This is a genomic window from Candidatus Binatia bacterium (assembly GCA_036563615.1).
Taxonomy (GTDB): Bacteria; Desulfobacterota; Binatia; order UBA12015; family UBA12015; genus DATCMB01.
Window position 1 is genome coordinate 74,156 of the sequence record DATCMB010000018.1, and the last position, 12,257, is coordinate 86,412.

Annotated in this window: 12 protein-coding genes; 9 read left to right on the plus strand and 3 right to left on the minus strand. The window is 71.3% G+C overall.

Annotated elements, in window-relative coordinates:
• Positions 1–21 precede the first annotated feature (21 nt).
• Complete coding sequence (locus tag VIS07_14410) at positions 22–645, minus strand: HAD family hydrolase (protein HEY8516697.1); 624 nt, start codon at positions 643–645, stop codon at positions 22–24.
• Positions 642–2,096, minus strand: coding sequence for an FGGY family carbohydrate kinase (locus tag VIS07_14415; GenBank protein ID HEY8516698.1), 1,455 nt, complete (start codon positions 2,094–2,096; stop codon positions 642–644). Before VIS07_14415 ends, VIS07_14410 begins: the two co-directional genes overlap by 4 nt.
• Positions 2,097–2,200: 104 nt before the next feature.
• Between VIS07_14415 and bcp the strand changes: the two genes are divergently transcribed.
• Together bcp and VIS07_14425 are read left to right on the plus strand one after the other, a co-directional pair.
• Positions 2,201–2,677: a thioredoxin-dependent thiol peroxidase gene (gene bcp, locus VIS07_14420; protein HEY8516699.1), complete on the plus strand. Its 477-nt coding sequence runs from the start codon at positions 2,201–2,203 to the stop codon at positions 2,675–2,677.
• 1 nt (position 2,678) lies between these two features.
• Complete coding sequence (locus VIS07_14425; protein ID HEY8516700.1) at positions 2,679–3,866, plus strand: acyl-CoA dehydrogenase family protein; 1,188 nt, start codon at positions 2,679–2,681, stop codon at positions 3,864–3,866.
• 117 nt (positions 3,867–3,983) lie between these two features.
• Here the strand turns inward: VIS07_14425 and VIS07_14430 are convergent, their stop codons facing one another.
• Complete coding sequence (locus tag VIS07_14430; protein ID HEY8516701.1) at positions 3,984–4,469, minus strand: GNAT family N-acetyltransferase; 486 nt, start codon at positions 4,467–4,469, stop codon at positions 3,984–3,986.
• 123 nt (positions 4,470–4,592) lie between these two features.
• Between VIS07_14430 and VIS07_14435 the strand changes: the two genes are divergently transcribed.
• From VIS07_14435 to VIS07_14465, 7 genes are read left to right on the plus strand one after another with little or no spacing between them, the layout of a single operon-like run.
• Positions 4,593–5,231: a CerR family C-terminal domain-containing protein gene (locus tag VIS07_14435; GenBank protein HEY8516702.1), complete on the plus strand. Its 639-nt coding sequence runs from the start codon at positions 4,593–4,595 to the stop codon at positions 5,229–5,231.
• Entirely contained in the window at positions 5,221–6,837 is a 1,617-nt protein-coding gene (locus VIS07_14440) for a TolC family protein (GenBank protein ID HEY8516703.1), read from the plus strand. The genes VIS07_14435 and VIS07_14440 overlap by 11 nt, the downstream gene beginning before the upstream one ends.
• Entirely contained in the window at positions 6,838–7,875 is a 1,038-nt protein-coding gene (locus tag VIS07_14445; GenBank protein ID HEY8516704.1) for an HlyD family efflux transporter periplasmic adaptor subunit, read from the plus strand.
• Positions 7,876–7,885: 10 nt separating this feature from the next.
• A complete protein-coding gene (locus VIS07_14450; protein HEY8516705.1) occupies positions 7,886–8,860 on the plus strand; it encodes an ABC transporter ATP-binding protein in 975 nt (324 codons plus the stop codon).
• Positions 8,857–9,813, plus strand: coding sequence for an ABC transporter ATP-binding protein (locus VIS07_14455; GenBank protein HEY8516706.1), 957 nt, complete (start codon positions 8,857–8,859; stop codon positions 9,811–9,813). The genes VIS07_14450 and VIS07_14455 overlap by 4 nt, the downstream gene beginning before the upstream one ends.
• Positions 9,810–10,952: an ABC transporter permease gene (locus VIS07_14460; GenBank protein ID HEY8516707.1), complete on the plus strand. Its 1,143-nt coding sequence runs from the start codon at positions 9,810–9,812 to the stop codon at positions 10,950–10,952. Before VIS07_14455 ends, VIS07_14460 begins: the two co-directional genes overlap by 4 nt.
• Complete coding sequence (locus VIS07_14465) at positions 10,949–12,118, plus strand: ABC transporter permease (GenBank protein HEY8516708.1); 1,170 nt, start codon at positions 10,949–10,951, stop codon at positions 12,116–12,118. Before VIS07_14460 ends, VIS07_14465 begins: the two co-directional genes overlap by 4 nt.
• The last annotated feature ends 139 nt before the right edge of the window (positions 12,119–12,257 follow it).

The following is a 12,257-nucleotide window of genomic DNA, read 5'->3' on the forward strand; positions in this document are numbered from 1 at the left end:
GCGTCGGCGCTCCGAGCCCGCTCAGCTCAGCAGCTCGCGCAGCTCCACCAGACGCGCGATCTTGCGCCGGCCCTCGGCGACGTCGCCCACCGCGACGAAGTCGATGCCCGCCGCGTCCGCTGCTTGACGGTCGCTCGGCGAGTCGCCGACGTAGAGCGCCTCGTCGCGCTCGACGCCGAAGTGCTCGAGGCAGCGCAGCAGCATGTCGGGTGCGGGCTTGGGTCGCGGCACGTCGTGCATGCCGACCACGAGATCGAAGTGCGGCGTGAGCGCGAAGTGCTCGAGCAGGTGCGGGATCGTGCTGCCGCGGTTGGTCGCCATCGCAGTGCGCGCGCGCTCGCGCAGCCAGGCGAGGGTCTCGTAGAGCCCGTCGACCGGACGCATCAGGTGCAGGAAGGGCGTGTAGTCGAGCTGACGCGCGATCTCGCGCGCCTGCGCGTGGCGCTCCGGGTCGTGCGCGAACAGCCGCGCGATGAGCATCGGGCTGCCCATCCAGTGCGCGAGACGCTCGCCCTCCTCGTCGAGCGGCGGCATCCCCATGCGCTCGAGGATCGCGTTGTAGAAGGCGATGTTCGACGCCGACGAGTCGAACAGGACGCCGTCGCAGTCGAGGATGACGACCGACGGCGAGCGCGGTCTGCTCATCCGGCTCCCGCCTCCCGCGCGAGGTTGACGAGCTTGCGCCAGCGCTCGAGGCGCGTCGCGCGCTCGTCCGCCGAGAGCCGCGGCTCGTAGACGCGCGCCACCGCGAACCGTGCCGCGACGTCCTCGTCGCGCCACAGACCGACGGCGCGACCCGCGAGCAGCGCCGCGCCGAGCACCGCCGACTCGAGCACGGCCGGACGCTCGACCGGCACGCCGGTCGCGTCGGCGATCAGCTCGAGCAGCAGCCCGTTCGCCGCAGCACCGCCGTCGACCCGCAGCGACTTCGGCGGCTCGGGCGTGCTCTCGGTCAGCGCGGCGAATGTCTCGCCGCAGCGCCAGGCGACGCCTTCGAGGATGGCGCGCGCGAGGTGCGCGCGCGTCGACGCCCGCGACAGGCCGCCGATCATGCCGCGCGCGTTGGCGTCGAGGTGCGGCGTGCCGAGTCCCTGCAGCGCCGGGATCGCCCACACGCCCTCGCTCGACGCGACCGAGCGCGCGAGCGGCTCGAGCTCGTCGAGCGAGCTCACCAGCCCGAGGCCGTCGCGCAGCCACTGCGCCGCCGCGCCGGCGGTGATCGTGTTGCCCTCGAAGCAGAAGCTGCGCACGCCGTCGAGCGACCACAGCACGAGCGGATACGCCCCCGGTCCGGGCGCGGCGAGCGACGTCCCGGCGTTCAGATCCATCATGCCGGAGGTGCCGAGACTGAGCTTGACGCTACCCGGGGTCTGGCAGGCGAGGCCGTACATCGCGGCTTGCTGATCGCCCGCCAGCGCCGCGACCGGCACGACGGCGCCGAACACGTCGCGCCGGGTCTCGCCGACGACGGCGCTCGTGTCGCAGAACTTCGGCAGCGCGTCGCGCTCGAGCCCGAACGCGGCGATCGCGTTGTCGTCGTAGCGTCCTTCGAGGAACTCGTAGAGCCCGCTCACCGACTGGTTCGAGTGGTCGCTGACGTGCGCGCTGCCGGTGAGCCAGTGCGCGAGCCAGCAGTCGATGGTGCCGAGCAGATAGCTGCCCGCCTTGCGCCCCGCGGCGTGGTTCTGGACGAGCCACTCGTACTTGCTCGCGGCGGTGTAGGGCGAGGCGAAGACGCCCTGGCGCATCAGCTGGTCGCAGCGCTCGCTCGTCCGCTGGTCCTGCCAGGCGACGACCGGACCCAGCGGCTCGCCGCCGGGCTCGAACAGCACCGCCGAGCCGCGCTGGTTGGTGATGCCGACCGCCGCGACGTCGCTCGGCTGGATGCCGGCCTCGCCGAGCGCGCGCGCGACGACCTCGCGCGTCGACGCCTGGATCTCGCGCGGGTCCTGCTCGACCCAGCCCGGCTGCGGGTAGCGCTGTCGGATCTCGCGGTAGGCGAGCCCGGCGATGCGACCGCCGGGATCGACGACCGCGGCCCGCACCCCGGTCGTTCCCTCGTCGATGCCGAGCGTGAAGTGACCAGCGGAGGACATCCCGCACACCGTGCAATGCGCACCCGCGGTTCGCAACTTCCTTTGTTGCACGAAGCCGGTTGGCGCGTATGATCCCGCCCCGAACCGCAGCCGAGGGAGGACGCATGCCGATCGAGGAAGGGAAGGCCGCACCCGCGTTCACGCTCAAGGACCAGGACGGGAACTCGGTTTCGCTCGCCCAGTTCAAGGGCAAGCAGAACGTGGTGCTCTACTTCTATCCGAAGGACGACACGCCCGGCTGCACCAAGGAGGCCTGCGGCTTCCGCGACTTCAACAAGGAGCTGACCAAGCTCGGCACGGCGGTGCTCGGCGTCAGCGCGGACAGCCCGGAGTCGCACAAGAAGTTCATCGCCAAGTACAAGCTCAACTTCCCCTTGCTGTCCGACCCGGAGCGCAAGGTGATGACGCAGTACGGCGCCTACGGCGAGAAGATGATGTACGGCAAGAAGACCGTCGGCGTCATTCGCTCGACGGTCCTGATCGGCAAGGACGGCAAGGTGAAGAAGCACTGGGCGAAGGTCGCGAACGCGGAGAAGCACCCGGAGCAGGTCCTCGCCGCGGTCAAGGCGCTGGAGGACTGAGATGGCTCATCTCGAGGATTTCCGCCGTGAGGTGCGCGACTGGCTGAAGGCCAACGCGCCGAAGATCGCGTACGAGCCGGTCGCCTCGGTCGAAGACCTGTGCTGGGGCGGCAAGAAGACGACCTACCATCCCGAGGTCAAGCAATGGCTCGACGTCATGGCGAGCCGCGGCTGGACCGCGCCGACCTGGCCGAAGGAGTACGGCGGCGGCGGCCTCAACAAGGACGAGGCGCGCGTGCTCTCGCAGGAGATGGCGAGCCTCGGTCTGCGTCCGCCGCTGATCGGCTTCGGGCTGTCGATGATCGGACCGCTGCTGCTGCAGGAGGGCTCCGAGGAGCTCAAGCGCGAGCACCTGCCGCCGATCGTCCGCGGCGAGGTTCGCTGGTGTCAGGGCTACTCCGAGCCGGGCGCCGGCTCCGACCTCGCGAGCCTGCAAACGCGCGCGGTCGTCGACGGCGACGACTTCGTGCTCAACGGCCAGAAGGTCTGGACGTCGTACGCCGACAAGGCGGACTGGATGTTCATCCTGGTGCGCACGGATCCCGACGCGCCGAAGCACGAGGGCATCACCTTCCTGCTGATGGACATGTCGACGCCGGGCGTGACCGTGCGGCCGATCCGGCTGATCAGCGGCGCGTCGCCGTTCTGCGAGACGTTCCTCACCGACGTGCGCGTGCCACGGCGCAACGTCGTCGGACGGGTCAACGGCGGCTGGGCGATGGCGAAGGCGCTGCTCGGCCACGAGCGCACGATGATCGCCGGCATGGGCACGGCGGATCGCACGACCAACGACTCGCTGCCCGACCACGCGCGCCGCTACCTCGGCGAGCGCGACGGCAAGATCGCCGATCCGGTGCTGCGCGACCGCGTGGCGCAGATCGAGGTCGACCGCATGTGCTTCGAGCTGACGCTGGCGCGCGCGCGCGACGGCGCCAAGGCGGGCCACAAGCCCGGCCCCGAGACGTCGATCTTCAAGCTCTACGGCACGGAGCTCAACCAGCGCCGCCGCGAGCTGATGGTGCAGATCGCGGGGCCGCAGGGCCTCGGCTGGGAAGGCGACGGCTTCAGCGACGACGAGATCCGCGTGACGCGCGACTGGCTGCGCTCGCGCGGCAACTCGATCGAGGGCGGCACCTCCGAGATCCAGCTCAACATCATCGCCAAGCGCGTGCTGGGTCTGCCGGACTGAAGCGTTTCACGAGCGCGCGCTGCGGCGGAAGGACGGAAGCGCCGCAGCGCGCGCCGCGGTGCTCGTGAGCGCGCGCCACGACGCTCGAGGCCGCGCTCGGTCTGCGCCACCGCGCGCTCAGCAGAGCCGGCGCTCGAGGAACCACGTGCGCCGCACGCCCGCGCCGAGGTCGGCGTCGGTGAAGCCGAGGCTGCGGTAGAGCGCCTGCGCCGCGAGATTGTCCTCGAGCACCTCGAGCGTCAGCTTGACGCAGCCGAGCTCGCGCGCCCGTCGCTCGACGTGCTCGAGCAGCCCGCGCGCGACGCCGCGCCTGCGGTGCTGCGGCACGACCGCGAGGTCGTGCACGTTGAGCAGCGGACGTGCGGCGAAGGTCGAGAAGCCGACGAAGCACACCGCGACGCCGACCGGCTCCTCGCCGGCGAGGGCGAGGAACACGATGCAGCTCGGGTGCGCGCGCAACCCGGGGATCAGACGATCGAGGACGTCTTCCGGTAAGGGCGCGCCCATGCCCATCGGGTCGCGCGCGTAGGCGTCGATCAGGTCGCGGACCGCGATCCGGTGCCGCGGATCATCGAGGTCGGCTTCGACGTAGGTGTAGGTCACGCGGCGCCTCGTAACATGACGGCGGCGCGTTCTTGAGACCCTCGGCCCGTTGACTTGCCCAAACAGGTGTTTCAAACACCTGTTTTCGTGACTGCGCGCGCCGACCTTCGCACGAGACAGCGCTTGCTGAGCGCCGCGACCGAGCTGTTCGCGGCAACCGGCTTCCACGGCGCGAAGGTGCGTGACATCGCGCGCGCGGCGAACGCGAACCTCGCCGCGGCGAACTACCACTTCGGCTCGAAGGAGGAGCTCTACCTCGAGGTCCTGCGCACGCACTTCACGCAGGTCCGCGCGCGTCTCGCCGCGCAAGCGCCGATGCCGGACAAGGCGACGATCGCCCGCATGTCGCGCAAGCAGCTCGAGGCGCTCGCGCGCAAGCGTCTCGAGACGATGATCGACATCCTGGTCGGGCCGCCGCCGGCGATCTACGGGCGGCTGATGCTGCGCGAGATGTGCGATCCCAGCGCCGCGCTGCCGAACATCGTCGACGAGTTCATCAGGCCGAACATGGACGAGATGCGACTCGTGTTTCAGGGACTCTACCCGTCGCTGTCGCCGGCGGAGATCGACCGCTGCTCGTTCAGCATGGTCGGTCAGGTGATGTTCTACCACGTGATGCGGCCCGCGGTGCTGCGCTTCCTCGGCCGCGAGGAGTTCCCGCGCGGCTTCACGCGCCAGCTCGCGGAGCACGTCTTCGAATTCTCGCTGGGCGGCATGGAGCGGCTCGCGTCGCGACGGCGAAGGGTGCGCCGTGCGGGCTGACCTGCGACGCACCGCACGAGCGGCCGCGTGGCTCGTGCTCGTCGCCGTGGCGGCGGGCTGCGCGGCGTTCCTCCGTCCCGAGGGCGACGGCGGCTGGGACGCCGAGCGTCGGCGCGAGGAGATGGCGCGCCTGCAGGCGGCGGCGGGCGTGTCGTCGGCGGCGGACGCGGGCACGCCGTCGAGCGTCGGCGCGGCCCGAGACGCCGCGCCGCAGCCGACGTCCGACACGGCTGCGCGCCCCACGACCTCGGAAACGACGTCGTACGACGCGGACGAGCCGACCACGGACGACGCCACGGCCGGACGAGCGACGAGCGCGCCCGACGCCGCGCAGACGATCGACCTCGCGCGCGCCCTCGAGCTCGCCGAGCGCGGCAACCGACGCATCGCCGAAGCGCGGCTCGGCCTGGTGGCGACCGCCGAGCGCGTCGCCGAGGTGCGCGGACTCTTCCTGCCCGCGACCAACGCGCAGGCGCGCTACACCTGGTACAGCGACCCGCAGACGACGAACGTCGAGCTCCCGCCGGGCTTCCTGCCGCCGGGCGTTCCCGTCCCCGAGGTCAAGGTGCGCGACGCCGAGGCCGGCACCGTCAATACCACGATCGACTTCCCGCTCGACCTCACCGGCGAGCTCCGTCACACGCTCGCCGCCGCACAGGCGGGCTACCGCGGCGAGCGCGCGCGCGTGTGGGCGACGACGCTCGAGGAGCAGCTCGCGGTCGTGCAGGCCTACTTCGACCTGCTCGAGGCGCGTCGGCTGCGCACCGTCACCGAGCAGACGATCGCGGTCTACCGCTCGCAGCTCGACATCGCGCGCAGCCGCTTCGACCAGGGCAGGCTGACGAAGAACGACCTGCTCACCGTCGAGGTCGCGCTGCAGACGGCGGAGCAGGCGCTGCTGGGACGCGAGCTCGCGATCGAGCAGGCGCGCTGGGCGTTCAACCGCGTGATCGGCGCCGACGTGAACGCGCCCGCCGTGCTCGCCGACGTCCGCACGCCGCCCGACGTCCCGCCGCTCGAGCGCGCCCTCGAGCTGACCTGGGAGAACAACCCGATCCTGATCGCGCTGCTCGAGGAGCAGCAGCGTCTCGAAGACACCGTGACGGCGCTCGAGCGCTCGCGCTTTCCGCGCTTCGGCGGCGGCGGCGCCATGGACTACTCGACGAGCGACATCCTGACGCCGCCGCAGATCGGCTCGGGCTACGTCGGCTTCAGCTGGGACCTCGGCACCGACATGCGACGCGAAGCGCGGATCGCCGAGGCCCGCATCGAGGCCGAGCGCAACCGCGTCGTCATGCAGCGTCAGATGCGCGAGCTCGAGGCTGCGGTGCGCGCCGCGCACCTCGCGACGATCGAGCGGCTCGCCGCGTACGCCACGGCGCAGGCGGCGCTCGGACAGGCGGAGGAGAACCTGCGCATCCGCGAGCAGCAGTTCGACGTCGGCCGCGCGCAGAGCGACGACGTGCTGATCGCCGAGCGCCTGCTCGCCGAGCAGCGCGCGACGCTGGCAACGGCGCTCTACCAGGCGCACACGCGGCGCGCAGCCCTGCAGCGCTTGATGGGCCTGCCGCTCGACGAGCTCGCGGCGGCGACGAGGAGCAGCTGAATGAGACGAAGCGTCGTGCTTGCGGTCGTCGTGCCGCTGATCGCGGTCGCGGCCGCGGTGTGGTGGGCGCGTCGCGACGGCGGCGAGGTCTACTACACCGGATTCGTCGAGGGCGAGGAGCGCATCATCCGCAGCGAGGTGAGCGGGCGCGTCCTCGAGGTGCCGTTCGGCGAGGGCGACGTCGTGCCGCCCGAAGCGGTGGTCGCGCGCCTCGACCAGCGCGACATCGACGCGCGCCTCGTGGCGAAGCGGCACGAGCTCGAGATGACCGAGGCCGACATTCGCTCGCAGGAAGAGCGCGTCGCGCTCGTCGAGCGCACGTGGAAGACCGGCGTCGACGCGCGGCGCGCGGAGGTGGGGCAGGCGGAGTCGGCGCTGACGCTCGCCGAGCGCACCTACGCGCGCGAGGTCGAGCTGGTGAAGACGGGCGCGAGCACGGCGCAGCTGCTCGACGAGGCCCGCTCGCAGCGCGACCAGGCGCGCGCCGCGCTCGCACGCGCCAAGGACCTGCTCGCGCAGGCGGAAGCCGAGGAGCGCAGCATCGCCGTCAACCGCGCCCAGCTCGCGATGCTGCGCGAGCGCGCGAAGCTGATCCAGGCGCAGATCGCCGAGCTCGAGGTGACGCGCGACAAGTACCTCATTCGCGCGCCCGCGGTGGAGACCGTCGTGCAGACGCAGTTCGTCTGGCCGGGCGAGCTCGCGCAGCCGGGCACGCCGATCGTCGGCGTGCTCGACCCGAAGGACAAGTACGTGCAGATCTACCTGCCGGTCGCGGCGCTGGCGGACGTGCACGTCGGCCAGCGCGTCGAGATCGAGCTCGACAGCGCGCCCGGCCGCCGCATCCCGGGCGAGATCAGCTTCATCGCCGACCAGGCGAACTTCACGCCGGAGAAGATCGAGACGCGGGGCGACCGCCTGGGGCAGGTGTACCGCGCCAAGGTCCGCGTCCTCGAGGACGCGGCGCTGCTCAAGCCGGGCAGCGAGGGGAACGTCTACCTGCTCCCCGCGGAGGCGGAGAGCCACGCCGCCCGACGCTGAGGTGAGCGAGGTGAGCGCCGCTCTGCCGACGATCCGGCTGCGCCGCCTCGTCAAGCACTACGGCGCGCGCCCGGCGCTGCGCGGCGTCGACCTCGACGTCGCGGGTCCGCAGATCCTCGGCGTCGTCGGCCCGGACGGCGCGGGCAAGACGACGCTGCTGCGCACGCTCGCGGGCCTGCTCGAGGTCGAGGCCGACGAGGCGTCGGTGCTCGGCGTCGACCTGCGCGGCGACGTCACGCCGCTCAAGGAGACCATCGGCTACGTGCCGCAGCAGTTCAGCCTCTATCGCGAGCTCACCGTGATGGAGAACGTCCACGTGGTCGCGCGGCTGCACGCGATCCCGCCCCACGAGGTGGAGAGCCGCGCGATGCCGCTGCTCGAGCGCGCCGGGCTCGCGGCGTTCCGCGGCCGTCAAGCAGGAGCGCTCTCCGGCGGCATGAAGCAGAAGCTCGCGATCGCCTGCGCGCTGCTGCCGCAGCCGAAGCTGCTCATCCTCGACGAGCCGACCGCGGGCGTCGACGTCGTGGCGCGCGACGAGATCTGGTCGGTGCTGAAGGAGCGCAAGCACGAGGTGCTGATCCTGATCAGCACGAGCTACCTCGAGGAGGTCGCGAGCTGCGACCGCCTGGTCTACCTCGACGAGGGGCGCGTGGTCGCGGTCGGCACGCCCGAGGAGCTGTGCGCCGCCGTGCCGCTCGAGCTCTACCGCGCGTGGGGGCACGACCCGCGCGCGATCGTCGAAGCGGCGCGCGAGCTGCCGTACGTCGAGCAGGCGCGCGCGCACGGACGTCACGCGCGCATCGAGGTGCGCAGCGACGAGTCCCCCGGCGAGGAGCGCGTGCTGCGCGACCTCTGGGCGCTGCGCGATCGCGGGCTCGTGCTCGCCGAGCGGGTGCCGGTCGACATCGAGTCCATGCTGCTCGAGCTGTCGCGCGACGGACTGGAAGACGCGTCCCGCCGCGCCGAGGAGCCGGCACCCGCGTGAGCGACGGCGACGTCATCATCCGCGCGCGCGGGCTCACCAAGCGCTTCGGCGACTTCGTCGCGGTCGACCACGTGTCGCTGCAGGTCGCGCGCGGCTCGATCTTCGCGTTCCTGGGCGCGAACGGCTCGGGCAAGAGCACGACCATCCGCATGCTGATCGGCATCCTCGAGCCGACCGAAGGCCAGATCGAGGTCGACGGCATCGACGTCATCCGCCACCCGCGTCGCGTGCGCGACCACATCGGGTACATGGGACAGAAGGTGAGCCTCTACCAGGGGCTCACGCTGCGCGAGAACGTCGAGTTCTACGCCGGGCTCTACGGCCTCTCGCGCGCGCAGCTCACCGAGCGCTGGGGGGCCTTGCGCGAGCGCTTCTCGCTCGCCGAGGCGGAGAACGAGAAGCCCGACGACCTGCCGGCCGGCGTGCGCCAGCGCGCGGGCCTCGCGCTGAGCACGCTGCACCACCCGCGCGTCTTGTTCCTCGACGAGCCGACGGCGGGCGTCGACGTGCACAACCGCGCGCTCTTCTGGGACCTGATCCGCGAGGAAGCGGACGCCGGCGTGACCGTGTTCGTCACCACGCACTTCCTCGAGGAAGCGGACTACTGCGACTGGATCTCGTTCATCGACGCGGGTCGCCTCGTCGCCGACGCTTCACCGGCGGAGCTGCGCCGTCGCTTCTCGAACGGCTACGCGGTGCACGTCACGCTCGCGCAACCGGAGCGCGAGCGCGAGCCGCTGCTGCGCGCGTTCGCCGAGCGCAAGCTCGCGGCGGCGGCGTCGCAAGACGGCGTGACGGTTCGCACCGGCGATCTCGACACCGCGACGCTCGACGCGCTCGGCGCCGTCCTCGCGCTCGTGCCGGGCGCGCGCGTGCGCGTCGAGCAGCCGGAGATGGCCGACGTCTTCCGCGCGATGATGCGTGAAGCGGCGGCGGCGCGGGAGGCGGCGTGAGCGCGCGGCGCCTCTGGGTCCTCGTGCGACGCGAAGCGCTCGCGACGCTGCGCGACCCGTTCACGGTGACGATCCTGATCCTGGTGCCGCTCATGGCGCTGGTGCTGTTCGGCAAGATCCTGTCGACGGACGTGAAGGAGCTCGACCTCGGCGTGATCGACGCGAGCCAGAGCGCCGCGAGCCGTCGGCTGATCGCCGACCTCGCTGCGCAGGGGACCTTCGTGCCGATCCCGTTCGCGACCCGCGCCGCGATGGACACCGCGATGACCTCGGGCGAGATCGGGGTCGGCATCGTCATCCCGCCGGACTTCGAGCGCCGGCTGCGGCACTACGAGGCCGGCGGGCCGCCGCCCGAGGTCCGCGTCGTCTACGACGGCGGCGAGGTCGTGCTCGCCGGCAACGCGGAAGCCTTCCTGACGGGGATCGCGACCGCGACCGGTCTGCGTCTGCGCGCCGACGCGAGCGCTGCGCCGCGCGGTGCCGCGGCGGGAGAAGGAGCTGGCGTCGAGGTCGTGCCGATCGCGCTCTTCAACCCGACGCTCGACGGCACGCCCTACATGGTGAGCGGCACCTTCGGCTTCGTGCTGAGCTTCGCGACGACGCTCATCATCGCGGTGTCGATCGTCAACGAGCGCTCGGCCGGCACCTTCGAGCAGCTCCAGGTGACGCCCGCGACCTCGGTCGAGATCCTGCTCGGCAAGATCCTGCCGCTCGGCGCCGTGTTCTCGGCGGACGTCGTGCTGATGATGCTGCTCGCGGGCTTTCTGCTCGGCGTCTGGCCGGCGGGCAGCGCGCTCTTCTTCATCCTCATCTCGACCTTCTACATGCTGGTGTCGCTGTCGCTCGGCGTGATCTTCTCTGCGACCTCGAAGACCGCCGCCGAGGCGGTGTCGAAGACCGTGCTCGCGAGCCAGCCGCTGATTCTGCTGTCCGGCTTCGCCGTGCCGACGCGCAACATGCCGCTGCCGTTCCGCATGATCTCGGAGCTGATCCCCGCGACGCACTACATCCGCGTGAGCCGCGCGATCTACCTGCGCGGCGAAGGCCCCCTCGCGCTCATCGACGAGATTGCGATCATCGGCGTGATGGGCGCGGTGCTGACCTTCGTCGCGCTGCGCGCGATCGGGAGGCGTCAATGAGCGGGCTCGCGCGCCGCGCGCGGCGCTTCGTCTCGAACGTGCTGGCGATCGCCTACAAGGAGGCGTCGCTGATGCGGCACGACGCGGTCGTGATCCAGAACGTCCTGATGCAGCCGTTCGTGCTGCTCGTCGTGATGGGCTTCGCGATGCGCTTCACTCCGCAGGACGTGCCCTGGGCGGTGCTCGATCGCAGCCAGACGGCCGCCTCGCGCGGGCTCGTCGCCGACATCCAGGCGAGCGGCTACTTCACGCCGCCGGTCGCCGTGACGAGCTACGACGAGGGACGCGCGCTGCTGAAGCGCGGCGCCGCGACGGCCTTCCTCGTGATCCCGAAAGACTTCCGGCGCGAGATCGAGCGTGGTCGGCCGCAGGTGCAGCTTCTGCTCGACGGCACGGATCCGCTCACGGCGGCGCGGGTGAGCGGCTACGTCGCGCAGATCGCGTCGCGCTACGAGGCGACCGCGTCGCCGGCCGATCGCGAGCGCCTCGGCAAGGCGCCGACGAGCGGCCCCGGACGCGCGCCGCCCATCGAGCTGCGCCAGGAGTTCCGCTACAACCCGACGCTGCGCGACATCAATTTCTACTTGTCGGCGCTCGCGGGCTTCCTGCTGACCAACATCTGCCTCAGCGCGGCGAGCCTCGGGCTCGTCGCCGAGAAAGAGAACGGCACCTACGAGCAGATGCTCGCGCAGCCGGCGACGGCGCTGCAGATCGTCCTCGGCAAGCTGCTGCCGAACGTCGTGATCAGCTACGTCGCGCTGACGATCGGGATGGTCGGCGCCGGGTTGCTGCACGGCTACTGGCCGAAGGGCAACGTGCTGGTGTTCTACGTCACCACCCTGCCCTTCATCCTCGCGTCGCTCGGCATCGGTGTCTTCGTCTCGGCGCTCGCGCGCACGTCGGCGCAGGCGGTGTTCATCTCGGTGTTCTTCATCATGCCGTCGTTCGTGCTGTCGGGCTCGATGCTGCCCTACGCCCTCATGCCGCACGGCGTGCGCGAGATCGGCGCGCTGTTTCCGCTGCGCTGGTACCAGATCCTGTCGCGGCGGATCATCGAGCGCGGCGCGGGCTTCAGCGAGGTGCTGATCCCGACGATCGTCCTGCTCGGGCTGTTCTTCGCGATCCTGATCGGGATCCGCTGGCGGATGAAGCCGCGGCTCGGGTGACGTCGCCCTCCGGGTGAAGACGCGCGCGGCGCGCGCGCCTTCGTGCTTGCACGCCGCATTGTAGAAGTCGGCGCATCGCGCGCCCGACGGCTCTTGCGCTCCTTCGTTCGGTCGGCGGCACACGCGTTGCTCCGACCTC